Origin of the sequence: Micromonospora radicis, from assembly GCF_003583405.1 — a bacterium.
Lineage (GTDB): Bacteria > Actinomycetota > Actinomycetes > Mycobacteriales > Micromonosporaceae > Micromonospora > Micromonospora radicis.
Genome location: NZ_QXEC01000010.1, coordinates 34,527 through 58,792, shown reverse-complemented (window position 1 = coordinate 58,792; position 24,266 = coordinate 34,527). Strand labels below are relative to the sequence as shown.

The following is a 24,266-nucleotide window of genomic DNA, read 5'->3' as shown; positions in this document are numbered from 1 at the left end:
GGAGTGAGCCGGGTTTGCGAGCCCCGCAGTCGCGAACGAAAGGTTGGCCCCGATGAGAACGTTCAGTCCGGCCGGTACGTTGACCGCCGAGGATCTGGGCCACATCCACCTGATCGGGGTGGGTGGGGTCGGGATGAGTGGACTGGCCCGGCTCTTCCTCACCCGGGGGTTGCCGGTCTCCGGCAGCGAGCTGCGTGAGTGGCCGTCGCTGGCCGGTCTGCGGGCGCTCGGCGGCACGATCCACATGACCCACGAGGCGACCAATCTCGACGGTGTCGACACGGTGGTGTATTCCTCGGCCATTCCCGCGGACCACCTGGAGATGGTCGAGGCGCGGGCGCGTGGCCTGCGGGTGTTGCACCGGTCGGAGGCCCTGGCGGCGGCGATGACCGGTCGCCGCACGGTGGCGGTGGCCGGTACGCACGGCAAGACCACCACCACCTCGATGGTCACCATGGTGCTGCAGCGGGCCGGTACGGATCCGTCCTTCGTGATCGGTGGGGAGATCTCCGAGGGCGGTTCGGGGGCGCACCACGGCACCGGTGAGTACTTCGTGGTGGAGGCGGACGAGAGCGACCGGTCCTTCCTGATCTACCGTCCGTTCGTCTCGATCGTCACCAACGTCGAGGCGGACCACCTGAACACCTACGGCGACCTGGCGAACCTGGAGGCCACCTTCGCCGAGTTCGCCCGGCTCACCGACCCGGCGGGCTTCATCATCACCTGCGCGGACGATCCGGGCGGGCAGCGGCTGGCCGCGACGCTGCGGGCCGAGGGGCGCCGCGTGTACACCTACGGCGAGGCGGCCGACGCCGATCTGCGGTTGAGTGAGATGGCCTCCTCGGCGCAGGGGGTGCGCTATCTGGCGCACGTCGACGGCCAGGCGCTGGGCGAGTTCCGGTTGCCGGTGCCGGGCCGGCACATGGGGCTCAACAGCGCGTCGGCGGTGCTGGCCGCGTACCTGCTCGGGCTGCCGTTGGCGGCGGCGGAGGCGGCGCTGGCGTCGTTCCCCGGCGTGCGTCGGCGCTTCGAGCGCAAGGGCGTGGTCGACGGGGTCCTCGTCTACGACGAGTACGCCTACCACCCGACCTCGATGACCCTGGCCCTGCGGACGTTGCGGGAGGTAGCCGGGGAGGGGCGGTTGATCGTCGTCTTCCAGCCCTATCGGCTCTACCGGACCCGGGATCTGCAGGAGGAGATCGCCGAGGCGTTGGCGATCGCCGACGAACTGGTGTTGCTGGAGGTCTTCGGGCCGGGCGAGCAGCGGGGCCCGGGGGAGGGGTCGGCGGCGCTGATCGAGGCGGTGCGGCTGCCGGCGGAGCGGAAGGTCTTCGTCGACTCCGGCGACGATGCCCCGGCGGAGGTGGCTCGCCGGGCCCGTCCCGGCGACGTCGTGGTGACGATGGGCGCACCGCCGATCTCGTTGCTGGGCGACGAGCTGCTGGCCGCGTTGGCCGCGCGTCCGGTCGATCCGCAGGCACCGGTGGGTACCGTCGCGGCCGGCATCACCGGGACGGTTCCGGGCGTCGGCGGGACGGTTCCCGGCGTCGGTGTGGACGGCCCGGCACCCGTGGCGGAATGAGTCCCGGCCCGGCCCGCGGGCGCGGCACGGGAGTGGACGGCGGCGGGGGGCGCCGTCCGGTCCGGCGCTGGCAGCTGGTCCGCGCCGGACGCGACGCGGTGCCCGCCTCGACCCGGCGGTTCATGGCCCGGGCCCGACGTCGCCGGATGCGCGCGGCGCTGCCCTGGGCGGTGGTCGGCGGCGTGTCCGCCCTGGCCGGGCTGGTGGCCTGGGTGCTGCTCGGTACCGGCCTGTTCGGGGTGCGGGAGGTCCGGGTGGAGGGCGCCGAGTTGGTGACGGCCGTGCAGGTGCGCACGGCCGCCGGGGTGCCCGACAACGCCCCGCTGGCCCGGGTCGACCTGGCCGAGTTGGCCGGGCGGATCGGTGCCCTGGCGCCGGTGGAGCGGGTGTCGGTGCAGCGGGACTGGCCGGACGCGCTGGTCGTGCGGCTGACCGAACGTACCGGTGTGGCGGCGGTGCCCAGCGGGGAGCAGTTCGTCGTGATCGACGCCGCCGGGGTGGCGTTCCGGACGGTGCCGCAGCGCCCGGACGGCCTGCCGCTGGTCCGGTTGGCCGAGCCCGGTCCAGACGATCCGGCGACCCGGGCGGGGCTGGAGGTGCTCGCCGCGCTGACCCCGCAACTGCGCGCTGACCTGGTGGAGCTGACGGTCGAGGGGCTGGCCCGGATCAGCCTGCGGCTACGCGGTGACCTGACCGTGTTCTGGGGGGACGCGACCCGCGGGGCGGACAAGGCGCGGGTGACCACCGCCCTGCTCGACCAGGACGCCATCCGGATCGACGTCAGCGCGCCGGACGTGGTCACCTTCCGGTGAGCGACCGGTCAGGGTTGTGAACCGTGGCGCTCGACCGGCGACACGCCGAGCAGGTCCTTGGCTCATCGCTCGGGTGCGCTTACGTTGCCCGGAAGAGGATCAGTGGTTGACATAACTGTAACCCTCTAGTAGAGGGTGAGGGTTTACCCCTCGGCCTCGCTGGTGACAGCTGCGTCGACCGCTGGTCTGGCCGCACCGTAGCCGGTCGGGGAGTAGCCAATCTCGAAGGGAAAGGACCGGAGATGACACCTCCGCACAACTACCTGGCGGTCATCAAGGTCGTCGGCATCGGGGGCGGCGGCGTCAACGCCGTCAACCGGATGATCGAGGTTGGGCTCAAGGGCGTCGAGTTCATCGCGATCAACACGGACGCGCAGGCGTTGTTGATGAGCGACGCCGACGTCAAGCTCGACGTGGGCCGCGAACTGACCCGGGGGTTGGGCGCCGGTGCCAACCCGGACGTCGGCAAGAACGCCGCCGAGGATCACCGCGACGAGATCGAAGAGGTGCTCAAGGGCGCCGACATGGTCTTCGTGACCTGCGGCGAGGGCGGCGGCACCGGCACCGGCGGTGCACCCGTGGTGGCCAACATCGCCCGTAAGCTGGGCGCGCTGACCATCGGCGTGGTGACCCGGCCGTTCTCCTTCGAGGGCAAGCGCCGGCAGGTGCAGGCCGAGGCGGGCATCGACGAGCTGCGCAACCAGTGCGACACCCTGATCGTGATCCCCAACGACCGGCTGTTGGCGCTCGGTGACCGCAACATCAGCATGATGGACGCCTTCCGCACCGCCGACCAGGTGCTCCTCTCCGGTGTCCAGGGCATCACCGACCTGATCACCACGCCGGGTCTGATCAACCTGGACTTCGCCGACGTCAAGAGCGTGATGAGTGGCGCGGGCAGCGCCCTGATGGGGATCGGCAGCGCCCGGGGCGAGAACCGGGCCGTGGAGGCGGCCGAGGCGGCCATCTCCAGCCCGCTGCTGGAGCAGAGCATGGACGGCGCCCGAGGCGTGCTGCTCTCCATCGCCGGCGGCTCGGACCTGGGCCTGTTCGAGATCAACGATGCCGCGCAGCTGGTCACCGACGCGGCCCACCCGGATGCCAACATCATCTTCGGTGCGGTGATCGACGACGCGCTGGGCGACGAGGTCCGGGTGACCGTGATCGCCGCCGGCTTCGATGGCGGTACGCCGGCCTACAAGGCGGCCGAGCCGGCCCGTAAGACCAACCAGAACCAACCCGCCCAGCCCAGTACGCCGGTCGTGCCGTCGCCGGCCCCGCCGGTCGCCCCGCAGTCACCGCGTCGGGTGCTCTTCGACGATGTCGACGTGCCCGACTTTCTCAAGAACGGGTCCTGAACACCGGCCATGACCGACAGCCCCGCCCTGGTGCGCCCCGACCGACGTGCCGAACTCGCCGCCGGGCTGGCCCGGGTGCGTGCCCGGATCGCCGACGCCTGCGCCGCGGCCGGTCGTGACCGGACCGAGGTGACCTTGATCGCGGTGACCAAGACCTACCCGGCTGCCGACGTGATCGCGTTGGCGGGCCTGGGGGTGACCGACGTGGGGGAGAACCGCGACCAGGAGGCGGCGGCCAAGGCCACCGAGGTCGCCGCCGCCGGGGCCGGCCCACGCTGGCACTTCGTCGGCCGGCTGCAGCGCAACAAGGTGAAGTCGGTGGTCCGGTACGCCGATGTGGTCCAGTCGGTCGACAGCGTGCGGCTGGCGTCCGCGCTGGACGTGGCCGCGACCGCTGCCCGGGATCGGCCGTTGGACGTGTTGGTGCAGGTCAGCATCGACGGTGATCCGAGCCGGGGCGGCGCGGTGCCGGGCTCGGCGGATCCGGATCTCGGTCTCGGTCCGGTGGCCGCCGCGGTGGCCGCCGCGCCGGGGCTTCGGCTGGCCGGCCTGATGGGGGTGGCGCCGCTGGGCTGGGAGCCGGCGCGGGCCTTCGAGCGGCTGGCCGCGTTCGCCGCGGCGGTGCGAGTCGAGCATCCGCAGGCCACCGTGCTCTCCGCGGGGATGAGCGGTGACCTGGAGGCGGCGATCGAACACGGCGCGACACATGTCCGCGTCGGCAGCGCGTTGCTCGGAATGCGTCCCACGCTGCGGTAGCCTGACCGCGAGGGAAGCAAATTACATCAGTGTTGTTTGTGGGGGCGGCCTTCCCGGCGACCGGGGGGCGTGACGCGCAACGCGAATTGCGCGTCAGGGGATTGCCGTTCCGGTCCGGTGGGCAGGAATGGTCCACTCGCGACAGGCGACACGGCGGGGGCGTGTGCCGCACGGCGGACGGGAAGGGCGCGGGGATGGGTGCACTGCGCAAGGCGGGGGTCTGGCTCGGACTGGTCGAAGAGGACGACGAGCGGGCCTACGACGACGGTGGCTACGACAAGGGTGGCTACCGGGAGTCGCGCTATCGGCAGAGCCGGTATGCCGAGGAGTTCGCCGACGAGGCGGACGAGGAGGTGGACGAGCCGCCTGCGCCTCGTCCACGGCTCGGTGACCGTGGTCGGTTGAGCGAGCGTGCCGGTGGCCGGCTCGGCGACTCCGAGCGGCTTGAGTCCGAGCGTCCGGAGCGGGCCGAGCGGTCGAGCGTCCGGTCGATCACCCGGTCGAACGCCGACCCGTCCGGTGCGCTGACCTACCACACCCGCGACAACCTCGCCCTGGCGCCGCAGGTGCAGCCCCGGGAGCGGGTGGTGCTGCCCGAGGAGGAGCAGCGCTACCAGATCACCACGCTGCACCCGACCACCTACCGGGAGGCCCGCACCATCGGCGAGCACTTCCGCGACGGCGTTCCTGTGATCATCAACCTCACCGAGATGGACGAGGCGGATGCCCGCCGTCTGGTGGACTTCGCCGCCGGGCTGGCGTTCGGACTGCGCGGTACGATCGAGCGCGTGACCAACCGGGTGTTCCTGCTCTCGCCGGCCAATGTCCAGGTCACCGCGGAGGACAAGGCCAAGATCGCTGAGGGTGGGTTCTTCAGTCTGAGTTGACCCGCCCGAACCGAGGGACGTCGCCTGCCGTGTTGTCGATCTTGTTTCAGGTGCTCTACCTGATCACTTATGTCTTCTTGATCATTCTTCTGGCCCGTTTCGTACTGAGTGCGGTGTTGCAGTACGGCCGGCGCTGGCAACCTGGTCGCGGAGCATCGGCCGGACTGGAATCCGTGTGGAGCGTCACTGATCCCCCGCTCTGGGCGTTGAGGCGTGTGATCCCTCCGCTGCGAATTGGTACCGTGAGCATCGACCTGGCCTCCCTTGTGCTCCTGGTTATCCTGTTCGTGCTGATGAGGTTTGTGTTAGAGCCGGCGATCATCAGGACCGCCTGATGACCGACGCGCTATCGCGGCCGCAACTGACCCGAGGAGTTTCGATGCCGCTGACCCCGGCCGACGTCCACAACGTCGCCTTCAAGAAGCCGCCGATCGGCAAGCGGGGCTACGACGAGGAGGAGGTCGACGCCTTCCTGGACGAGGTCGAGCGCGAACTCGCCCGTCTGATCGAGGAGAACAACGAACTGCGCGCCCAGGTGGAGCGCGGTGGGCGGGGCGGTGCCCCCGCCGGTCCCGGCGGCGACGCCCGCCTGGCCGCCGAGCTCAACGACGTCAAGACCCAGCTCGACCGGGTGCAGCGCGACAAGGCCGCCGCCGAGCAGGCCGCCCGCGCCATGCAGGCCGAGCTGGAGCAGGTGCGGACCGCCGGTGGCGGTGTCGTGCCGGGCGGCGACGGCGAGCAGCAGGCACTGCGGGTGCTGATGATGGCCCAGCGGACCGCGGACGACCACGTCTCCGACGCCCGCCGCGAGGCCGACCAGCTGCTCTCCGAGGCCCGTTCCAAGGCCGAGGAGGTCACCCGCGAGGCGCGCGCCAAGGCCGACGCGCTGGAGCGCGACGCCCGGCAGCGTCACCAGGAGGCCATGGGCGGCCTGGACGCCAAGCGCACGGCGCTGTCGAAGCACATCGAGGAGCTCAAGCAGTTCGAGCGGGAGTACCGCACCCGGCTCAAGGCGTACCTGGAGAGTCAGCTGCGCGACCTCGACGGTCGTGGCCAGGGCCTGGAGGCCGAGATGACCCGCGGTGACGGCACCCGGGCCGCCGGCAACGGACTGGCCGCCGCCGGTCTCGCCGGTTCCTTCGGTGGGGGCCGCTCCGGCGCGCTCGAGGCCGGTCGCTGAACCACGGCGTGACCATTCCGGTGGTCCGCGCACGATGCCTCATCGGTACGACGCGACGGGGGTGAGCCGTGATAGTCGTAAGTCTCGCGCTCATCCTCGTCGCGGCGGTACTGCTGGTGTTCGGCCTGGCGGGTGGTTCCAGCCCGCTGCTGGTCGTCTCCATCGGGGCGAGCCTGTTGGCCGCCGTCGCGCTGGTCGTGGGCGCCCGCCAGGCGGCCGCCGGCCGGGCTTCGGCGTCGCGCGAGACGGCCGCGTCGGACTCCGGCATCCCGGCACAGCACATCCCACCGACCACGGCCAGCGGCGATTCCGGGTGGCGGCAACCACCCGGACCGCCGGTCGGGCCCGAGGCCGGTGACGGCGCGGCCGAGGCGTACGACGACGAGCCTGCCGCCCAGGAGATCACGCCGGAGCAGGCTGTCCGACTGGCGCAGTTGTCGGACGAGGTCCGGGTCGTCGACGGGCGGCCCCGGTTCCACCTCGTGGAGTGCCCGCACCTGGTCGGCCGGGAACACGAGCCGTTGCGGGCCGCCGAGGCGGTCGAACTCGGCTTCAGCCCGTGTGCCCACTGCACGCCGGGCACCACTTTGCTGTCGCAATCCGGACTGCGCTGAGCGGTTCCGATGGCCGACGTTCTCACGGTCGCCGTCCGGGTCAAGCCCGGGGCGTCCCGGGCCCGGGTGGGTGGCCGGTACGACGGCCCGCACGGGCCCGCGCTGGTGATCGCGGTCAACGCTCCCGCGGTCGACGGTCGCGCCACCGAGGCGGCCCGGCGCGCTCTGGCCGGTGCGCTCGGTGTCCGCCCGGCCTCGGTGTCCCTGCGTACCGGTGCGGCGAGCCGCGACAAGCTCTTCCTGGTGGCCCCCGCCGGCCCGGAGTCGGCCGCGCGGCTGGGTCGCCTCCGCGACGGTGCCGCACCGGTCGCTTGACCGGTCGACGGGGTGCGCCGGTCGGCGTATCCACTGTGGCGGCTTTGCGCGTACGCCCGGACGGCACCATCCGATCTGCTAGCGTTCCCTTTGCCCTGATCTGGCATGAGTCGGGGTGGAACGGGTGTTCCGGTGCGGCACGTTGTCGGACGCCTGTACGTTCCGTATCCTTGCCAACCTCCGGAGTGCGCGGCCAGCTGGTCGCGCGCCCGTTTTGTACCGGGGCGGCCGATGCTGGCGGCCCCTGTCCAGGCGCCGCGGGACACCGCGGCTCCGTGGCCGAGGGAGCGACGATGGCGAAGCCAGCCGACACCAGGACCGCAGGCCGCAAACCGGCGATGAAGTCCACCCGCAGTGCCGCGGAGACCGAGAAGATCCGCGCCGCCCTGGCGGCGCGGCATGACGAGTTGCGCGCCGAGTACGATCAGACGCTGAGCGAGATCACCGAGCTGCAGCGCGATCGGCTGACCGACTCGGCCGGGGACGACCAGGCCGACACCGGCACCAAGACGCTCGAGCGGGAGCAGGAGATCTCCCTCGCCAACAGCATTCTGGAACGGATCACGCAGGTCGAGCGGGCCCTGGAACGCCTCGACGAGGGTGGTTACGGCTGGTGCGCGCGGTGCGGCAACCCCATCCCGGTGGAGCGGCTGGCCGCCTTCCCGTCGGCCACCCTCTGCGTGACCTGCAAACAGCTGGAGGAGCGGCGCTGACGGCACGCTCCCCGGCACCGGTGCGCGGCGGTGCGACCGCACCGCCGCGATAGGTCGATGGGGAGCAGATGAACGCAGCACCGCCCGCTGGATCCGGCACCACCGAGTCGGGCACCGTCCCGACGTCGCGGCGTAGGCCCGCGACGATTCTGCTCGGGCTCGCGGCGTTCGCGGTGATCGTCGACGTGCTCACCAAGCACCTGGCGCTGGTGGAGCTGAGCGACCGCGAGCCGGTGCGCCTGCTCGGCGGGGCGGTCTACCTCTCGTTGACCCGCAACAGCGGGGCCGCCTGGAGCCTCGGCAAGGACTACACCTGGATCTTCCCGCTGATCGCGATCGGGGTGCTGGCCTGGATCGGCTGGATGGGCCGGACGCTTCGTTCGGTGCCCTGGGCCATCTCGCTCGGCCTGGTGGTCGGCGGCGTGACGGGCAACCTGATCGACCGGATCTTCCGGGCACCCGGCTGGTTCGTCGGTCACGTGGTGGACATGATCAGCGTCTTCGACCCGTACGGTCGGGTCTTCCCGATCTTCAACGTGGCCGACAGCGCCCTGGTCTGCGGCGTGGTGCTGGCCATCGGGCTGGAGTTCACCGGCCGTCAGCGCGACGGCACCCGGCTGGTCGCCGACGACCGCAAGGGTGTGAAGTCGGCGGGCGGCGCCGCGGGTTCGGCGGAGACCGCCGGGGACGCCGCCGACACCGACGGCGGACGGCGGGAGCGCGCATGACCACCGCCTTCGCCGCCGGCGGCGACCACCGCAGCCTGCCCGTACCCGACGGCCTCGACGGGATGCGGCTGGACCAGGCCGTCGCCCGGCTGTTCGGCCTGTCCCGGACCGCCGCCGCCGCCCTCGTCGACGCCGGTGACGCGCTGGTCGACGGCACGGTCCGGGCCAACTCACACAAGGTGCGGGCCGGTTCCTGGCTGGAGGTCACGCTGCCCGCGCCGGCCGCCGCCCCGACGGTGGTGCCGCAGGCGGTGCCCGGGCTGCGGGTGGTCTACGCCGACGACGACATCGTGGTGGTCGACAAGCCGGTCGGGGTGGCCGCCCACCCCAGCCCCGGCTGGCGCGGCCCGACGGTGATCGGCGGGCTGGCCGCGATCGGCCACACCATCGCCACCAGCGGCGCCGCCGAGCGGCAGGGCGTGGTGCACCGGCTCGACGTGGGCACCACCGGGGTGATGGTGGTGGCCAAGAGCGAGCAGGCGTACAGCTTCCTGAAGCGGGCCTTCAAGTACCGCGAGGTGGAGAAGCGGTACCACGCGGTGGTGCAGGGGCACCTCGACCCGTTGCGCGGCACCGTCGACGCCCCGATCGACCGGCATCCGCACCACGACTACCGGTGGGCGGTGGTCTCCGACGGCAAACCGAGCATCACCCACTACGACACCCTCGAGGCGTTCCCGTCGGCGAGCCTGCTCGACGTCCGGCTGGAGACCGGCCGCACCCACCAGATCCGGGTGCACTTCTCCACCCTGCGGCACCCCTGCGTGGGTGACCTGACGTACGGTGCGGATCCCACTCTCGCCGCCCGGCTCCGACTGGACCGGCAGTGGTTGCACGCCAGAGAGTTGAGTTTCCAGCACCCCCGTACGGGGGACGAGGTCCGCTTCGTCAGCGACTACCCTGACGATCTGGGACGCGCGCTGGACATCCTCCGCGACTGAACGCGCCCTGCCCGTCCCGACCGACCTGACGAGGGGGCCGCCCGTGCGCGCCGGCGATCTGTTGCGGCAGCTGGACCAGCGTCTGCTGCCCCGCCTCGCCACCGTGCTGACCCGGCTCGGCCAGGGCTCGGCGCGGACCCCGTTGCTCGGCTGGGTGGCGGTGCTGTCCTGCGCCGCCGTGCTGGCCACCGCCGTGTTCGCCACCGGCGGCGGGCCGCTGTCCGACCGCACCGTCGGGGAGGTGACCCGGGTCGGGGTCGCCGACGGCGACTCGATTCCCGGCTACGAGCGGACGGCGGCGGCGGACCTGGCCGCGTTGACCGGCGCCACGGCGCTGGCCGAGGGCACGTACGCCCTGGTCTCGCTCTCCGCGTACCTGACCCCGCAGTCGCTGGCCGCGGTGGTCGGCGACGTGGGGGTGGCGGTGGTCTTCGGGCGGGTGCCGCTGCCGGACCGGCAGACCGAGATCGTCCGCATTCCGGCGCAGCGGTTGCCCGAGGACGTGACGGCCGGCATGGCCGCGTTGGCGCAGCGCAAGGACCGGGAGGCCGCCGACTACCGGTCCCGGGCGGCCGCGCTGGGCGGCGGCGGGCCGCAGGAACGCGAGCTGCGCCAGTTGTACGTCAGCGGCGCGCAGGTCGCCGCGGCGGAGGCGAGCGCCTACCGGTCCGGCTGTGCCTGCGTCTACGCGCTGGTGGTGCGCGCCGAGCCGGCGGTGCTGCGGGGCGTGGCGGCCCGGCCCGGCGTGCGGGTGGTCGACCCCGCCCCGGAGGTGCGGCGACTGGAACGCACGGTCTTCACCCCGCCGCTGCCCGAGCAGCGGGACGTGGCCCGGCCACCGGTCGACCGCGATCCGGCGCCGGAGCCGCTGCCGGGTGCCGTCAGTGGCTCGCCGACACCGTCGCCGACGCTCTCCTGGTCGCCGTCGGCTCCCGATCCGGCGCCGGAGAACCGAACGCCCGCCGTACCGGACGTGACGGATTCGTCACCATCGTCGGCGGGTTCCCCGCCCACGTCGCCCTCCGCGCCGCCGGCGCCCCCGGCCACCTCGGCAGACGCCGTCCTGGCGGGCGAACCGGACCCGACACCGTGACGGGTTGCGGCCACATCGGTGGGTGACCCGGTGTGGCCTGAATAGGGTTTCGTTCGTAGCCTGTCAGACGGAGACCGAGGCGCTGGGGAGGCGAGCCGTGGACGGCAGCGAGACCGGTTGGGGACGGCCCGCCGAACCGGCACCGCGATGGCGGGCGCTGCTCGACCGAGCCCGCCTCGGCGGTCGCGGCGCGGAGCAGCCCGCGACCGAACGGCAGGCCGAGGAGGCACCGCCGCCTACCGAGCCGCTGCCGCGGCGCCCCGGCGGTTCCGGCTACTCGGGACGGGTCGCGCCGGTCGGGCCGCCGGTGCAGCGCCCCTATGGCGGGGAGGCAGCGCCTCGCCCGGAGACGAACTACCCGGTCGACCCCGGCCGCCCGAGTCAGGCGTACCGCGCCCAGCCGGGATACCCCACGGAGCCGGTGGCCTACCCCCCGGAGCCGGCGGGATACCCGGCGGAGCCGGCGGCCTACCCCGCGGTGCCGGAGCCGCGTCGGCCGCAGCCGGTGGAGTCTCGCTACACCCTGCTGGACAACGGCTACCGGCACGCCGCGCCGCCGGTGGAGTCGCGGTACGCGCTGCTGGACAACGGCGGCTACCAGCCGCCCGCCCCACCGGCACCGAGCGCCCCGACGACCCCACCGCCACCACCGGTCGCCCCCGCTCCGACCGCCTCCGCGGTGGCCGGTCGCCCGGGGCGGATCGAGTGGCGCGCCCAGGGCGTGGAGAACGAGCTGGAACGGGCCGCCGCGGTGCTCCGAAAGGAGTTGGGCAGCCCGCGCGTGGTCGCCTTCGCCAACCCGAAGGGCGGCGTGCACAAGACCACGGCCACCGTGCTGGCCGCGGCGACCGTCGGCAGTGTACGCGGGCGTGGCGTACTGGCCTGGGACGACAACGAGCTGCGCGGCACCCTGGGGTTGCGGGCCGGCAGCGCCCGGCACGCCCGGACGATCCGCCATCTGGTCGCCGATCTCGTCCAGATCGAGATCCGCGAGGGCAACGACCTGCTGGAGATCCTGGACGACTACCTCCGGCACGCCTCCGACGGCTCGTACGACGTGCTGGCCGGCGAGGAGAGCCCGCGCTTCGCCCAGCGGCTGGACCAGTTCACCGTCAAGCGGGTGCTCGAACTGCTCCGCCGTACCCACGACGTGATCTGTGTGGACACCGGCAACAACGTGGAGAGCCCGAACTGGCGCACCGTGATGCAGGCGGCCGACCAGTTGGTGGTCACCACCGTGCCGCGCGAGGACGCCGCGTTCAGCGCGGACTGGATGCTCGACCTGCTGCACGAGGAGGGGATGGGTGAGCTGGCCGACAACGCCGTGACCCTGATCTCCTGTCCCACGCCGGGACGGCTGCCGTTGCAGAACGACCTGGAACGGCACTTCGCCACCCGTACCCGGGCGGTGGCCGTGGTGCCGTACGACCCGGCCCTGGAGACTGGTTCCTCGATCGAGTACCACCAACTCCAGGCCGAGACCCGGCAGGCGTGGCTACGGGCGGCCTCGGTGATGCTGGAGCCCTTCGCCAGGTGAGCACACCCCGCACGGCCCGCGCCGGCAACTGGGAGGATCATCGGGTGAGCCCGGACACGCCCGCCACCGAACCGCCCGTACCGGCACCGTCGACTGACCCGCCGGCTTCGACCCAGCTGCCGGTGTCGGCCGGCCCGCCGCGCCGTCCCGGCCGTACCGCGGCCCTGGCCGGGGCGCCCCTGCTGGTGCTGACTCTGCTCGGTGTGCCGCTGGGGCTGCTCTGGGCCGCGATCGCGCCGGCCACGCCGGTGGTCAAGACCGCGGCCGGCGCGGTGTACGGCCAGCCGCAGCCGGAGCAGCCGATCGCCGCCGACGGATGGTTCAGCCTGCTCGGCCTCGGCTTCGGGGTGCTCGCCGCGATCGCGGTGTGGGCCGTGCTGCGCGCCCGGCGGGGGCCGGTCGGGCTGGTCGTGACGGTGGCCGGGACGCTCGCCGCCGCAGTGGTCGCCTGGCAGCTCGGGCGGCGGATCGGGCTGGGCACCTACGAGCGGATGCTGGCGACCCTGCCGGACGGCACCGCCTTCACCAAGCCGGCCGACCTGCGGGCCGGCGGGATCGAACTGCTCTTCGGGGTAGTGCCGGTGCCGTTCGGCAACCTGCTGCTGCCCGCGTTCGGCGCCGCCGTGGTGTACACCCTGCTGGCCGGTTGGTCGCGGTGGCCGTCGCTGCGCCCCGAGCCGGAGCCCACCGGCTGGCCGGGCCCCGCCGCCGGAGCCCTCCCGGTCGGGCCGGCTGCGCCGGGCGCGACGTCCTGGCCGGCTGCGCCGGGCGCGACGTCCTGGCCGGGTCCGCCGGGCGGGTCGGCGGACGGTGTCAGTTCGGGGCCGGTGGCGTCGTGGCCAACTCCGTCAACGGCACCGGAACCGCCCGCACCTGGCGCAACAGAGCCGCCTCGCGGTTGAGCAGGTGCAGCTCGGCGCGCAGCCGGGCCGCCGTGTCGTCGATGGCGAGCAGCCGCTGGCGGTCCGCCACGGTCAGCGCCGCCGTCGCCGCCACCAGGTGCGAGAGCACGGTCGGATCCTCCGGCAACTGCTCGGTCAGCTGCCCGGTCTCGACCCGGATCAGGCCGAGGTACTGCCGGAAGACCGCGATCACCCGGGCCGCCAGCAGGTCGGCGGTCTCGTCCGGCCCGGTCGGCTCCGGCAGCCACCGCACCTCGGCGGTCAGGTACGGCGTGGACTGGTGGTCGACCTGGTCGAACCGGAACCGCCGCCGGCCGACCGTGACGATGTCGAAGCCCCCGTCGGCCAGCTCGGTGACCTGCCGCAGCTCCGCCGTGCAGCCCACCTCGTGCAGCGTCACCTCCCCGGTGCCCGGGACGATCCGGCCGGAGGCGGGCGCCACCTCCCAGCCGCTGCGAATGGCGACCACGCCGAACTCGCGTGGCGTGCCCTCGGGTAGCTCCATCAGGTCCCGGACCAGGGCACGGTAGCGCTCCTCGAAGATGCGCAGCGGCAGTACCAGCCCGGGGAAGAGCACCGTGGCGAGCGGGAACACCGGCAGCCGTACGGTCACGGGTCGAGCGTAGCCGCACCCGCCACGCCCGGCGTGTCCTGCCTCACCGTCCCGGCCAGCGGGCGGCGCGGGTCGGCGCCGCGCGGGGCCGCCTAGACTCGCAGGCGTGTTGAACCGCATCGACCTGCGCGGTGGCGCGAGCGATCCGCGCCACCTGCTGCCCCGCGCCCAGCTCGACGTGTCGGTTGCCGTCGAGCAGATCCGTCCGCTCGTGACGGCGGTGCGCGAGCATGGTTACCTGGCGGTCCGCGAGGCCAGCGAGCGGTTCGACGGGGTGGCGCCCGAGGTGCTGCGGGTACCGGTCGAGGCGATCGCCGCCGCCGAGGAGACGCTCGACCCGCAGGTGCGCGCCGCGTTGCTGGAGTCGATCACGCGGGCCCGTAAGGTCCACGACGACCAGCGCCGCGCCGACCACACCACCCAGGTGGTGCCGGGCGGAACGGTCACCGAGCGCTGGGTTCCGGTGGACCGGGTCGGCCTCTACGTCCCCGGCGGACTGGCGATGTACCCGTCGACCGTGGTGATGAACGTGGTGCCCGCCCAGGCGGCCGGTGTCCGGTCGCTGGTGGTGGCCAGCCCGCCGCAGCGGGACAACGACGGGTTGCCCGACCCGCGGGTGCTGGCCGCCTGCGCGTTGCTCGGGGTCGACGAGGTCTACGCCGTCGGCGGTGCCCAGGCCGTGGCCATGCTGGCCTACGGCTGTGCCGTCGACGCCGCCGGTAGCGCACACTGCGCGCCGGTCGACATGATCACCGGCCCGGGCAACATCTGGGTCACCGCCGCCAAGCGGCTGCTGCGCGGCGTGGTGGGCATCGACGCCGAGGCCGGCCCGACCGAGATCGCCATCCTGGCCGACGACACCGCCGACCCGGTGCACGTCGCCGCCGACCTGATCAGCCAGGCCGAGCACGATCCGCTCGCCGCCAGTGTGCTGGTCACCCCGTCGGTGGCCCTGGCCGACGCCGTGGACCGGGAGCTGGCCCGGCAGGTGCCGGCCACCAAGCACGCCGAGCGGGTCGGCACCGCCCTGGGCGGCGCGCAGAGCGGGGTCGTGCTGGTCGACGACCTGGCCGCCGGGCTGCGGGTGGTCGACGCGTACGCGGCGGAGCACCTGGAGATCCAGACCGTCGACGCCCGGGACTGGGCGATGCGGGTACGCAACGCCGGGGCGATCTTCGTGGGCGCGTACTCGCCGGTCTCGCTGGGTGACTACTGCGCCGGTTCCAACCACGTGCTGCCCACCGGCGGCTGCGCCCGGCACTCGTCCGGCCTGTCCGTGCAGTCCTTCCTGCGCGGCATCCACCTGGTGGAGTACACCGAGGCGGCGCTGCGGGAGGTGGCACCGCACGTGGTCACCCTCGCCGGCGCCGAGGACCTGCCGGCGCACGGCCAGGCGGTCAGCGCCCGCTTCCCGGGGGTGTCGTGAACCATGGGGACAGCATGACCGGCCTGGAGGAACTGCCGATCCGCGACGACCTGCGCGGGCTGTCGCCGTACGGTGCGCCGCAGCTGGACGTGCCGGTACGGCTGAACACCAACGAGAACTCGTACCCGGTGCCGGAGGCGGTCGTCGAGGCGATCGGTAAGGCCGTCGCGGCCGAGTTGCGGGACCTGAACCGCTACCCCGATCGGGACGCCGTGGCGCTCCGCGCCGACCTGGCCGGCTACCTCGGCCACGGGCTCACCGTCGACGGGGTGTGGGCGGCCAACGGCTCCAACGAGATCCAGCAGCAGCTGTTGCAGGCGTTCGGCGGGCCCGGGCGGAGCGCGCTCGGCTTCACCCCGGCGTACTCGATGCACCCGCTGCTGGCGTTGGGCACCGGCACCCGGTGGGTGCCGGCCCGCCGCGACGTCGACTTCGGCCTGACCGCCGACGAGGCGGTGGCCCAGGTCCGCGAGCACCGCCCGGACGTGGTCTTCCTCTGCTCACCGAACAACCCGACCGGCACCGCGCTGGACCCGGCGGTCGTCGCCGCCGTGCTGGACGTCGCGCCCGGGATGGTCGTCGTCGACGAGGCGTACGCGGAGTTCGCCCGGCCCGGTACGGTCAGTGCCCTGGCGGTGCTGCCCGGGCACCCGCGGCTGGTGGTGACCCGCACGATGAGCAAGGCGTTCGGGTTCGCCGGTGGCCGGCTCGGCTACCTGGCGGCCGATCCGGCCGTGGTGGCCGCGGTGCAGCTGGTCCGCCTGCCGTACCACCTCTCCGCGCTCACCCAGGCCGCGGCCCGGGCGGCGCTGGCGCACCGCGACGTCCTGCTCGGTACGGTTACCGCGATCATGCAACAGCGCGACCGGATCGTCACCGAACTGCGTGGCCGTGGCCTGCGGGTGGCCGACAGCGACGCCAACTTCGTGCTGTACTCCGTCGGCGGTGACCAGGCCGAGGCGTGGCAGGCGATGTTGGCCCACGGGGTGCTGGTCCGCGACGTCGGCCTGCCCGGCTGGCTGCGGGTGACCGCGGGCACCCCCGCCGAGACCGACGCCTTCCTGGCAGCGATGGACAAGACCCGGCTTGCGGGCCCGCCCGCCCCGCAGCCGCGACCGAAAGGCAGCGCACGATGAGCCGGACCGCCCGGGTGGAGCGGATCACCAAGGAGACGAAGGTCCTGGTCGAGATCGACCTGGACGGCGCCGGAGCGGCCGAGATCAGCACCGGGGTCGGCTTCTACGACCACATGCTGCACCAGATCGCCCGGCACGGCGGCTTCGACCTGACCGTGCAGACGGTCGGCGACCTGGAGATCGACGCCCACCACACGATGGAGGACACCGCGCTGGCCCTGGGCGCCGCGTTCGACCAGGCGCTGGGGGACAAGGCCGGCATCCGGCGGTACGGCTCGGCCACGGTACCGATGGACGAGGTGCTGGTCCGGGCCGCCGTCGACCTGTCCGGTCGGCCGTATGTGCTGCACGACGAGCCGCCGCTGGCCCCGTACATCGGGCCGGTGTACCCGACGAGCATGACCCGGCACATCTGGGAGTCCTTCGGTCAGGCGGCCCGGATCACGCTGCACGTGGACGTGCTGCGGGCGGCCCGGCCGGGCGGCCACCCGGACGCGCACCACGTGGTGGAGGCGCAGTTCAAGGCGGTCTCCCGGGCGTTGCGGGAGGCCACCGCGATCGATCCGCGTTCGGCCGGCGTGGTGCCCAGCACCAAGGGCGCGCTGTGACGGCGGCGGGCGCCGCCGGGCGCGTGGCGCGGGGGTGGCGCCGGTGAGCGGGGTGCTGCCGACGCTGCTGCTGATCTTCGCCGGGGTGTTGGTCGGCGGGACGTTCTCCCTGCACCGGCAGGGCGCGCCGCGCGGCGCGGTGGTCGTCACCGGGCTGCTTGCCGTGCTGGCCACCGTCGCCGGTGTGCTCTGGCTGCTGCCCGGGGAGGGCTCGTGACCGATCGGCGCTCCGGCCGACCGGCCGGCGACGCAGGCCCGCGCCGCCGGGTGGTGGTACTCGACTACGGCTCGGGCAACCTGCGTTCCGCGCAGCGGGCGCTGGCCGCCGCCGGTGCCGACGTGCTGGTCACCGACGACCTGGCCGCGGCGGCCGACGCCGACGGTCTGGTGGTGCCCGGGGTCGGTGCCTTCGCCGCCTGCATGGCCGGCATCGAGGCGCTCGGCGCCGGCCCGGTGATCGCCGGGCGGGTCGCCGCCGGCCGGCCGGTGCTGGGCATCTGTGTCGGCATGCAGATCCTCTTCGAGTCCGGTGACGAGCACGGCGTGGTCACCAAGGGGCTGGGTCTGCTGCCCGGCAGCGTGACCCGGCTGGCCGCCGCCCGGCTGCCGCACATGGGCTGGAACACGGTGCAGGCACCGGTGGGTTCGGTGCTGTTCGCCGGGTTGCCGGCCGACAGCCGGTTCTACTTCGTGCACTCGTACGCGGTACGGGACGCCGCCGCGCTGACCTCGGCCGGGGCCCGGGTGACCACCGCCCACCACGAGACCGACTTCGTCGCCGCGGTGGAACGTGGGGTGCTGTCCGCCGCCCAGTTCCATCCCGAGAAGTCCGCCGACACCGGGGCCGCGTTGCTGCGCAACTGGTTGGCCACGGTGCCCGCCGATGGTTGAGTTCCCGGGCCGGGCGTGCCGGAGGTCGCGGTGAGCAAGGAGCGGGCGCAGCGCCGGGCGGCCCGGGAGGCCGAGGCGGCCCGTCGCCGGGTGGCCCGGGAACGCGCGCTCGCCCGCCGGGCCCGGCGGCGGGCGTTGATCCGCAAGATGGTGCCCACCCGACGGGGCCGCACGGGGCGACTACGCCGGTACTCCCGGCGGGAGCGGGCCACCATCGTGGCGCTGACCCTGGCGGTGGTGGCCCTGATCTGGGTGCTCGTACCCGACCTGGGGCTGCGCATCGTGCTGGTCGTGCTGTTGCTGCTGGTACTGCCGGTGATCGTGGTGATCGCCCTGGACCGTCGTTCCTGAATCGAGAGGACAAAGACACGTGAGTCTCACCCTGTTGCCCGCCGTGGACGTCGCCGACGGCCAGGCCGTCCGGCTCGTGCAGGGCGCCGCGGGCAGCGAGACCACCTACGGCGACCCGCTGGAGGCCGCGCTGGCGTGGCAGCGTGACGGCGCCGAGTGGATCCACCTGGTGGATCTCGACGCGGCGTTCGGCCGGGGTTCCAACGCCGCACTGCTCGCCGAGGTGGTGCGCCGGCTCGACGTGCGGGTGGAGTTGTCCGGTGGCATCCGCGACGACGCGTCGTTGCGGGCCGCGCTGGCCACCGGCGCCGCCCGGGTGAACATCGGCACCGCGGCGCTGGAGGATCCGGCGTGGTGCGACCGGGTCTGTGGTGAGTACGGCGACCGGGTCGCGATCGGCCTGGACGTACGCGGGCGCACCCTGGCGGCCCGCGGCTGGACCCGGGATGGCGGCGACCTCTACGAGGTGCTGGAGCGGCTGGACAAGGCCGGGGCGTCGCGGTACGTGCTCACCGACATCACCAAGGACGGCACCATGCGCGGGCCGAACCTGGACCTGCTGCGGGACGTGTGTGCCCGTACCGACGCGCCGGTGATCGCCTCCGGCGGCGTCTCGACCCTGGACGACCTGCGCGCGCTGGCCACGCTGGAGTCGATCGGGGTGGAGGGCGTGATCGCCGGCAAGGCGCTCTACGCCGGGGCGTTCACCGTGGCGCAGGCCCTGGCCGTCCTGGCCGAGGCGTGAGCGGCGATAGGCTGACGGCATGACGGTGGCGGTACGGGTGATCCCCTGTCTCGACGTGGACGCCGGGCGGGTGGTCAAGGGGGTCAACTTCCTCGACCTGCGCGACGCCGGTGATCCGGTGGAGCTGGCGGCGGCGTACGACCGGGCCGGCGCGGACGAGTTGACCTTTCTCGACGTCACCGCGTCGTCCAGTGACCGGGGCACCATGCTCGACGTGGTCCGGCGTACCGCCGAGTCGGTGTTCATCCCGCTGACCGTCGGCGGCGGGGTGCGTACCGTCGCCGACGTGGACACCCTGCTGCGGGCGGGTGCCGACAAGGTCGGGGTGAACACGGCGGCGATCGCCCGGCCCGAGCTGTTGGCCGAGATCGCGGAACGGTTCGGCCGGCAGGTGCTGGTCCTCTCGCTGGACGTGCGGCGGGCCCCGGCCGGCACCACCCCGAGCGGCTTCGAGGTCACCACCCACGGTGGCCGGCGGGGGACCGGCCTGGACGCGGTGCGGTGGGCGCGTCGCGGCGCCGAGCTGGGCGCCGGCGAGATCCTGTTGAACTCAATGGACGCCGACGGTACGAAGGTCGGCTTCGACCTCGAACTGATCGGGGCGGTGCGTCGGGTGGTCGACGTGCCCGTGGTGGCCAGCGGTGGCGCGGGCGAGGTGGGTCACTTCCCGCCGGCGATCGGAGCGGGCGCCGACGCGGTGCTGGCCGCCAGCGTCTTCCACTTCGGCGAGTTGACCGTGGCGCAGGTCAAGGACGCGCTGCGGGGCGCGGGTCACCCGGTCCGCTGACTCCGCCGGGGCCCGCGCCCGGCGGGCCGCCGGGCGCATCCCGTCGCGCCTGGCCGGGCCGGCAGGGCACACCCGGACGGGCCGCAGGCTCCGGGCCGGCGGGTTCAGGCGCGGCCGGGCCGGTCCTCCGGTGAGCGGCGCTGCATCGGGATGGACCGCACCAGGTACTCCTGCACGGCGGCCGCGTGTTCGGCCTCGGCGAGGTGCCATTCGGCGCTGCCCGGCGTGTGTCGGCGCCCGAGCACGTTCTGCACGGTGTCGACGGTGGTGGCCAGCCCGGCGCTGGGCCGGGACCGCCAGAGCCGTTCGCCGTCCGCGGTGATCCGGAACCAGCCGTCGGCGACGTCGACCAGGCCGGCACCGAGCAACCGCCGGATCGCCTCCTCGATGTCGTGGCGCTGCGGGATGGCCTGGTCGAGGTGGTCGGCGGTGGAGAGCACGTCGGCCAGGCGTACCCCCTCCGGGCGGCGGGTGGTCGGGGACCGTCGGTGCCGACCCGCGCCGCTGGCGATCACCAGCGAGACGAAGATCCATGCATCGGTACGACGCCAGGTGTTCTCCCCCATGTGAGGATTCTGCCGTCCGACCCACCCAGATGAAAACACCGCCCACCCCACTGTGGCGCTGCGTGATGGTGTGGGCTCGATGGGTTGGCGTCCGGGCCTGGTCGTCGTACTGTCCTCGGTCGGCGCCTACGCAGCGTGTTGTGCCGGGTGACCGTCAGCCGGCCGGTGCCGGCTCGATCCGTTCCGGCGCAGGTGGGGCCGGCCGCGGCACGTCGAAGATCGGCAGGAAGAGCTGCGCCAGTGGTCCGATGGCCAGCGCGTAGGCGATCGTGCCGACGCCGAGTGTGCCGCCGAGCAGCGCGCCGACGGCCAGTACGCCGAGTTCGAGGGCGGTGCGGACCAGCCGCAACGACCAGCCGGGCCGGCGGGCGGCGACGCCGGTCATCAGCCCGTCGCGGGGGCCGGGACCGAGGCGGGCGCCGAGGTAGAGGGCGGTCGCCGCGCCGTTGCCCACGATTCCCGCCACCAGCAGGGCGATCTGGGCGACGAGCGGCTGGACCGGCGGGATCAGGGCCAGGGTCGCGTCGACGGCCAGGCCGACGACCACGACGTTGGCCACGGTGCCGATGCCGGGGCGTTGCCGCAGCGGGATCCAGGCCAGCAGGACCAGCGCGCCGACGGCGATGACCACGGTGCCCATGCTCAGCCCGGTCATCCGGGACAGCCCCTGGTGGAACACGTCCCACGGGTTGAGGCCGAGTTCGGAGCGGACCATCAGGGCCATGCTGAAGCCGTAGAGGCAGAGGCCGACGAAGAGCTGCACGAGGCGGCGGGTCGGTCGCTGCCGGAGGTTGCCAATGAGGTCCACGCATGCCACCCTAGGGGCCAATTCGTCTCCACAAAGAGCCAATATCGGGGGAGTGGCATGACGAGTCAGGTGCGGGGCAGCCAATTGGCCCGACTGCTCGGCCAGTGGCACGCCCTGCCCGGTCGACGACGCAGCCCCGACTACGCCGCCCTGGCCGGCGCCGTACGCGGCCTGCTCGCCGACGGTCGGCTGCCCCTGGGCGTACGCCTGCCGGCCGAACGGGATCTGGCCGAGGCGCTGGGCATCAGCCGTACCACCGTCACCGCCGCCTACCGGCAGTTGCGCGACAGCGGCCACCTGGCCAGCCGGCGGGGCGCCGGCAGCTGGACCATGCTGCCGGGCACCCACCGGGTGGCGAGCAACGGGCTGTGGATCCCGCTGGACGACCGGGACATGCTCGACCTCGGGGTGGCGGCGCTGGCCGCACCGCCCGAGCTGTTGCCGGCGGCCCGGGCCGCGGCCGAGGACCTGCCCCGCTACCTCGGCGGCGCCGGGTACCACCCGATCGGCATCATCGAGCTGCGGGAGGCGGTCGCCCAGGCGTACACCGCCCGGGGGCTACCCACCTCACCCGATCAGATCATGGTCACCAACGGCACCCAGCACGCCCTGGACCTGGTACTGCGGCTCGCCCTCGCCCCCGGCGGCGGGGTGCTGGTCGAGTCGCCGAGCTATCCCAACGCGCTGGCCGCGCTGGCCGCCCGGCGGGCCCGGATCACCACGCACGGGCTGGCCGCCGCCGACGGCGGGTGGGACGCCGACCTGCTGCTCGGCTCGCTGCGGCAGGTACGCCCGCGGATGGCGTACCTGATCCCCGACTTCCAGAACCCGACCGGTCACCTGATGCCGGCGGAGCTTCGGGAACGGCTGGTGGCCGGGGCGCACTCGGTCGGCACCGACCTGGTGATCGACGAGTCCTTCGTGGACCTGTCGTTGGCCGGCACCGCGATGCCGCCGCCCACCGCCAGCTTCGACCGGCACTCCCGGGTGATCAGCATCGGCGGGATGAGCAAGCCGTTCTGGGGCGGGCTGCGGATCGGCTGGATCCGGGCCTCCGCGCCGCAGGTGCAGCGGCTGGCCGCCGCGCGGGTGGGCGTCGACATGGCCAGCCCGGTACTGGACCAACTGGTCGCCGTGCACCTGATGACCGCCGCACCGGCCATCGTCGCGGCCCGGCGTGCCCAGCTGACGATCCAGCGCGACGCGCTGCTCGACGCGCTGGCCACCCGGCTGCCGGAGTGGCGGGTCACCGTCCCGCGCGGCGGCGTCACGCTCTGGGCCGAGCTGGACGGGCCGATCTCCAGCGCGTTGGCCCGGGCGGCCGAGGAGGTCGGCGTACGGCTGGCGCCCGGCCCCCGGTTCGGCCTGGACGGCACCCTGGAACGCTTCCTGCGGCTGCCCTTCACCCTGCCCGTCGCCGACCTGGTCGAGGCGGTCGGGCGGATCGCCGCGGTCCGCTACGACCTGGACCGGGCGGGGCAACCCCGCTGGCGGGAGCCCAGCGTCATCGCCTGACCGGGTTCGGCCGCGCCGGAATCGCCTGATCCACTGCGGCCGTCGGCGGGTGACCGGCAGACTGCCGAGGTGGACGCCGTCAGAGGGGTGCGATGGTCGCGCGGCGTGCGACCCAGCGCCCCCGGATCCCGCGCCACCCGCCTGGAACTCTTCTACGACCTGGTCTTCGTCTTCGCCTTCATCCAGGTCACCACGCTCACCGCGGACAACTTCACGCCGCGCGGGCTGCTCCAGTGCGTGGTCGTGCTGGTGCTGCTCTGGTGGGCCTGGACCGGGTTCGCGGTGATCGGCAACCTGGTCCGTACCGACCAGGGAGTGCTGCCCTTCCTCGCGTTCGCCACCATGGGCGGCGCCCTGATCTTCGCACTCGCCATGCCGCAGGCGTTCCGCAGCGAGGGCGGCGGACTACCCGGGCCGCTGGTCTTCGCGGTCTGCTACTTCGCCGTCCGGGCCGTCCAGGTGGGCATCCTGGGCTGGCTGGCCCGCGGCGACGCCGAGCTGCGTCGCCGCTTCCTGGCCGCGTTGGGGCGGACGGCGGTGGTCGGCACGCTGGTGCTGGCCGCCGCGCTGCTGCCGCAGCAACTCGCCGACGACGCGGCCGAGATCGGGCTACGGCTGCTGCTCTGGATCGCGGCGATCATCGTCGAGTACGGCGCGGCGCTGGCCCTGGGCAGCAGCAACTGGACGCTGCTCTCGGCCGGCCACTGGGCCGAGCGGCACGCCCTGATCGTGCTGGTGGCGCTCGGCGAGACGATCATCGCGCTGGGGCTCGGCGCGGGCTTCGTCGTCGAGCTGCCGCTGACCTGGCTGGTGATCGTATCGGCGATGCTCGCGGTGGCGGTGGTCGCCGCGCTGTGGTGGTCGTACTTCGACACGCTGGCGCTGGCGCTGGAGCAGGCGCTGCACCGGACCCGGCACCCGCGCGCCCGGTCGGCGCTGGCCCGCGATGCCTACACCTACCTGCACCTGCCGCTGGTGGCCGGTCCGATCCTGTTCGCCCTCGGGCTCAAGCGGGTGCTCAGCGGAGCCGCCACCCCGGCCACCCCGGCCGGGAGCCTGCTGCCCGGCGGTGACCTGCTGGTGCTGCACGGCGGGGTGGCCCTCTACCTGGTGACGCTGGTGGCGCTGGGCTGGCGGGTGCTGCACACGCTGCGGTGGCCGACGATCGGCGGCGTGCTCCTGCTGGTGCTGCTGGTCCCGCTCGTCGCCCGGGTGCCGGAACTGCTCGCCCTGACGCTGCTCACCGTGGTCGTGCTGGCGGTGACGGTGGCGCAGACGCTGGCCGACGCGCCGCTGCGCCGCGAGGTCCGGGAGACGGCGATGGCCGAGCAACTGGCCGCCGAGGCCGAGCAGACCACCTGGCGGGGGCGCCACCTGTGAGGCGGGTACGCCTCGGCCCCAC

General features: G+C 73.5%; 28 protein-coding genes. 25 read left to right on the top strand and 3 right to left on the bottom strand.

What is annotated here, in order from left to right; genetic code table 11:
- Nucleotides 1–52: 52 nt before the first annotated feature.
- The 15 genes from murC to D2L64_RS12520 all read left to right on the top strand — a co-directional run bounded on the left by murC (nucleotide 53) and on the right by D2L64_RS12520 (nucleotide 13,418).
- Nucleotides 53–1,582, top strand: a complete 1,530-nt coding sequence (gene murC / locus D2L64_RS12590) for a UDP-N-acetylmuramate--L-alanine ligase (RefSeq protein ID WP_119575610.1) — start codon at nucleotides 53–55, stop codon at nucleotides 1,580–1,582.
- Nucleotides 1,583–1,614: 32 nt separating this feature from the next.
- Nucleotides 1,615–2,394, top strand: a complete 780-nt coding sequence (locus D2L64_RS12585; RefSeq protein ID WP_199714515.1) for a cell division protein FtsQ/DivIB — start codon at nucleotides 1,615–1,617, stop codon at nucleotides 2,392–2,394.
- A 242-nt stretch (nucleotides 2,395–2,636) separates the two neighbouring features.
- Nucleotides 2,637–3,752: a cell division protein FtsZ gene (gene ftsZ / locus D2L64_RS12580; protein WP_119575606.1), complete on the top strand. Its 1,116-nt coding sequence runs from the start codon at nucleotides 2,637–2,639 to the stop codon at nucleotides 3,750–3,752.
- Nucleotides 3,753–3,761: 9 nt separating this feature from the next.
- On the top strand, nucleotides 3,762–4,508 hold the full coding sequence (locus D2L64_RS12575) for a YggS family pyridoxal phosphate-dependent enzyme (RefSeq protein ID WP_119575604.1): 747 nt from the start codon (nucleotides 3,762–3,764) through the stop codon (nucleotides 4,506–4,508).
- A 194-nt stretch (nucleotides 4,509–4,702) separates the two neighbouring features.
- On the top strand, nucleotides 4,703–5,395 hold the full coding sequence (locus D2L64_RS12570; RefSeq protein ID WP_119575602.1) for a cell division protein SepF: 693 nt from the start codon (nucleotides 4,703–4,705) through the stop codon (nucleotides 5,393–5,395).
- A gap of 29 nt (nucleotides 5,396–5,424) precedes the next feature.
- Nucleotides 5,425–5,730, top strand: coding sequence for a YggT family protein (locus D2L64_RS12565; RefSeq protein ID WP_092382392.1), 306 nt, complete (start codon nucleotides 5,425–5,427; stop codon nucleotides 5,728–5,730).
- A gap of 44 nt (nucleotides 5,731–5,774) precedes the next feature.
- The gene (locus D2L64_RS12560) at nucleotides 5,775–6,575 is read left to right on the top strand and encodes a DivIVA domain-containing protein (RefSeq protein WP_119575600.1); all 801 of its coding nucleotides are present in this window, start codon (nucleotides 5,775–5,777) and stop codon (nucleotides 6,573–6,575) included.
- Between the two features lie 68 nt (nucleotides 6,576–6,643).
- Nucleotides 6,644–7,189: a hypothetical protein gene (locus D2L64_RS12555; protein WP_119575598.1), complete on the top strand. Its 546-nt coding sequence runs from the start codon at nucleotides 6,644–6,646 to the stop codon at nucleotides 7,187–7,189.
- Nucleotides 7,190–7,198: 9 nt separating this feature from the next.
- On the top strand, nucleotides 7,199–7,504 hold the full coding sequence (locus tag D2L64_RS12550) for a DUF167 domain-containing protein (RefSeq protein ID WP_119575596.1): 306 nt from the start codon (nucleotides 7,199–7,201) through the stop codon (nucleotides 7,502–7,504).
- Between the two features lie 293 nt (nucleotides 7,505–7,797).
- Nucleotides 7,798–8,217, top strand: a complete 420-nt coding sequence (locus D2L64_RS12545; RefSeq protein ID WP_119575594.1) for a TraR/DksA family transcriptional regulator — start codon at nucleotides 7,798–7,800, stop codon at nucleotides 8,215–8,217.
- 68 nt (nucleotides 8,218–8,285) lie between these two features.
- Complete coding sequence (locus tag D2L64_RS12540) at nucleotides 8,286–8,945, top strand: signal peptidase II (protein WP_119575592.1); 660 nt, start codon at nucleotides 8,286–8,288, stop codon at nucleotides 8,943–8,945.
- Complete coding sequence (locus D2L64_RS12535) at nucleotides 8,942–9,886, top strand: RluA family pseudouridine synthase (protein ID WP_119575590.1); 945 nt, start codon at nucleotides 8,942–8,944, stop codon at nucleotides 9,884–9,886. Before D2L64_RS12540 ends, D2L64_RS12535 begins: the two co-directional genes overlap by 4 nt.
- 43 nt (nucleotides 9,887–9,929) lie before the next feature.
- Nucleotides 9,930–10,979 carry a hypothetical protein gene (locus D2L64_RS12530; protein WP_119575588.1) on the top strand — a complete coding sequence of 350 codons (1,050 nt, stop codon included), beginning with the start codon at nucleotides 9,930–9,932 and terminating at the stop codon, nucleotides 10,977–10,979.
- Between the two features lie 97 nt (nucleotides 10,980–11,076).
- On the top strand, nucleotides 11,077–12,516 hold the full coding sequence (locus D2L64_RS12525; protein WP_119575586.1) for an AAA family ATPase: 1,440 nt from the start codon (nucleotides 11,077–11,079) through the stop codon (nucleotides 12,514–12,516).
- The gene (locus tag D2L64_RS12520) at nucleotides 12,513–13,418 is read left to right on the top strand and encodes a DUF2567 domain-containing protein (protein ID WP_325049905.1); all 906 of its coding nucleotides are present in this window, start codon (nucleotides 12,513–12,515) and stop codon (nucleotides 13,416–13,418) included. Before D2L64_RS12525 ends, D2L64_RS12520 begins: the two co-directional genes overlap by 4 nt.
- Here D2L64_RS12520 and D2L64_RS12515 read toward each other — a convergent pair.
- On the bottom strand, nucleotides 13,330–14,031 hold the full coding sequence (locus tag D2L64_RS12515; RefSeq protein WP_119575584.1) for an LON peptidase substrate-binding domain-containing protein: 702 nt from the start codon (nucleotides 14,029–14,031) through the stop codon (nucleotides 13,330–13,332). The two genes, D2L64_RS12520 and D2L64_RS12515, sit on opposite strands and share 89 nt — an antisense overlap.
- A 106-nt stretch (nucleotides 14,032–14,137) precedes the next feature.
- Here D2L64_RS12515 and hisD point away from each other — a divergent pair, with 106 nt between their 5' ends.
- The 8 genes from hisD to hisF are packed head-to-tail and all read left to right on the top strand — an operon-like array spanning nucleotide 14,138 to nucleotide 19,975.
- Nucleotides 14,138–15,457 (top strand): histidinol dehydrogenase, encoded by a 1,320-nt coding sequence (gene hisD / locus D2L64_RS12510; RefSeq protein ID WP_119575582.1) that lies wholly within the window; start codon nucleotides 14,138–14,140, stop codon nucleotides 15,455–15,457.
- Between the two features lie 14 nt (nucleotides 15,458–15,471).
- Complete coding sequence (locus D2L64_RS12505; RefSeq protein WP_119575580.1) at nucleotides 15,472–16,593, top strand: histidinol-phosphate transaminase; 1,122 nt, start codon at nucleotides 15,472–15,474, stop codon at nucleotides 16,591–16,593.
- On the top strand, nucleotides 16,590–17,201 hold the full coding sequence (hisB, locus tag D2L64_RS12500) for an imidazoleglycerol-phosphate dehydratase HisB (RefSeq protein WP_119575578.1): 612 nt from the start codon (nucleotides 16,590–16,592) through the stop codon (nucleotides 17,199–17,201). The genes D2L64_RS12505 and hisB overlap by 4 nt, the downstream gene beginning before the upstream one ends.
- Nucleotides 17,202–17,244: 43 nt before the next feature.
- The gene (locus tag D2L64_RS27555; protein WP_407663092.1) at nucleotides 17,245–17,418 is read left to right on the top strand and encodes a hypothetical protein; all 174 of its coding nucleotides are present in this window, start codon (nucleotides 17,245–17,247) and stop codon (nucleotides 17,416–17,418) included.
- Nucleotides 17,415–18,092, top strand: coding sequence for an imidazole glycerol phosphate synthase subunit HisH (hisH, locus tag D2L64_RS12490; protein ID WP_119575574.1), 678 nt, complete (start codon nucleotides 17,415–17,417; stop codon nucleotides 18,090–18,092). Before D2L64_RS27555 ends, hisH begins: the two co-directional genes overlap by 4 nt.
- A gap of 30 nt (nucleotides 18,093–18,122) precedes the next feature.
- Nucleotides 18,123–18,443 (top strand): hypothetical protein, encoded by a 321-nt coding sequence (locus tag D2L64_RS12485; protein ID WP_119575839.1) that lies wholly within the window; start codon nucleotides 18,123–18,125, stop codon nucleotides 18,441–18,443.
- 19 nt (nucleotides 18,444–18,462) lie between these two features.
- Nucleotides 18,463–19,188 carry a bifunctional 1-(5-phosphoribosyl)-5-((5-phosphoribosylamino)methylideneamino)imidazole-4-carboxamide isomerase/phosphoribosylanthranilate isomerase PriA gene (priA, locus tag D2L64_RS12480; RefSeq protein WP_119575572.1) on the top strand — a complete coding sequence of 242 codons (726 nt, stop codon included), beginning with the start codon at nucleotides 18,463–18,465 and terminating at the stop codon, nucleotides 19,186–19,188.
- 19 nt (nucleotides 19,189–19,207) lie between these two features.
- Nucleotides 19,208–19,975, top strand: a complete 768-nt coding sequence (gene hisF / locus D2L64_RS12475; RefSeq protein ID WP_119575570.1) for an imidazole glycerol phosphate synthase subunit HisF — start codon at nucleotides 19,208–19,210, stop codon at nucleotides 19,973–19,975.
- A 104-nt stretch (nucleotides 19,976–20,079) separates the two neighbouring features.
- Here the strand turns inward: hisF and D2L64_RS12470 are convergent, their stop codons facing one another.
- Nucleotides 20,080–20,541 (bottom strand): hypothetical protein, encoded by a 462-nt coding sequence (locus D2L64_RS12470; protein WP_119575568.1) that lies wholly within the window; start codon nucleotides 20,539–20,541, stop codon nucleotides 20,080–20,082.
- Nucleotides 20,542–20,695: 154 nt separating this feature from the next.
- On the bottom strand, nucleotides 20,696–21,349 hold the full coding sequence (gene yczE, locus D2L64_RS12465; RefSeq protein WP_119575566.1) for a membrane protein YczE: 654 nt from the start codon (nucleotides 21,347–21,349) through the stop codon (nucleotides 20,696–20,698).
- A 57-nt stretch (nucleotides 21,350–21,406) separates the two neighbouring features.
- On the opposite strand from yczE, the gene yczR reads away from it, so the two are divergent.
- Entirely contained in the window at nucleotides 21,407–22,864 is a 1,458-nt protein-coding gene (yczR, locus tag D2L64_RS12460; RefSeq protein WP_119575564.1) for a MocR-like transcription factor YczR, read from the top strand.
- A gap of 69 nt (nucleotides 22,865–22,933) precedes the next feature.
- On the top strand, nucleotides 22,934–24,244 hold the full coding sequence (locus D2L64_RS12455) for a low temperature requirement protein A (protein ID WP_407663091.1): 1,311 nt from the start codon (nucleotides 22,934–22,936) through the stop codon (nucleotides 24,242–24,244).
- Nucleotides 24,245–24,266 lie beyond the last annotated feature (22 nt).

What these genes read in the sequence shown, in the direction of transcription:
- D2L64_RS12505 (WP_119575580.1), top strand. Translation starts at nt 15,472, where the DNA reads ATGACCGGCCTGGAGGAACTGCCGATCCGCGACGACCTGCGCGGGCTG.
- D2L64_RS12560 (WP_119575600.1), top strand. Translation starts at nt 5,775, where the DNA reads ATGCCGCTGACCCCGGCCGACGTCCACAACGTCGCCTTCAAGAAGCCG.
- D2L64_RS12545 (WP_119575594.1), top strand. Translation starts at nt 7,798, where the DNA reads ATGGCGAAGCCAGCCGACACCAGGACCGCAGGCCGCAAACCGGCGATG.
- hisB (WP_119575578.1), top strand. Translation starts at nt 16,590, where the DNA reads ATGAGCCGGACCGCCCGGGTGGAGCGGATCACCAAGGAGACGAAGGTC.
- D2L64_RS12540 (WP_119575592.1), top strand. Translation starts at nt 8,286, where the DNA reads ATGAACGCAGCACCGCCCGCTGGATCCGGCACCACCGAGTCGGGCACC.
- hisF (WP_119575570.1), top strand. Translation starts at nt 19,208, where the DNA reads ATGACGGTGGCGGTACGGGTGATCCCCTGTCTCGACGTGGACGCCGGG.
- D2L64_RS12570 (WP_119575602.1), top strand. Translation starts at nt 4,703, where the DNA reads ATGGGTGCACTGCGCAAGGCGGGGGTCTGGCTCGGACTGGTCGAAGAG.
- D2L64_RS12470 (WP_119575568.1), bottom strand. Translation starts at nt 20,541, where the DNA reads ATGGGGGAGAACACCTGGCGTCGTACCGATGCATGGATCTTCGTCTCG.
- ftsZ (WP_119575606.1), top strand. Translation starts at nt 2,637, where the DNA reads ATGACACCTCCGCACAACTACCTGGCGGTCATCAAGGTCGTCGGCATC.
- murC (WP_119575610.1), top strand. Translation starts at nt 53, where the DNA reads ATGAGAACGTTCAGTCCGGCCGGTACGTTGACCGCCGAGGATCTGGGC.
- D2L64_RS12575 (WP_119575604.1), top strand. Translation starts at nt 3,762, where the DNA reads ATGACCGACAGCCCCGCCCTGGTGCGCCCCGACCGACGTGCCGAACTC.
- yczR (WP_119575564.1), top strand. Translation starts at nt 21,407, where the DNA reads ATGACGAGTCAGGTGCGGGGCAGCCAATTGGCCCGACTGCTCGGCCAG.
- D2L64_RS12550 (WP_119575596.1), top strand. Translation starts at nt 7,199, where the DNA reads ATGGCCGACGTTCTCACGGTCGCCGTCCGGGTCAAGCCCGGGGCGTCC.
- D2L64_RS12535 (WP_119575590.1), top strand. Translation starts at nt 8,942, where the DNA reads ATGACCACCGCCTTCGCCGCCGGCGGCGACCACCGCAGCCTGCCCGTA.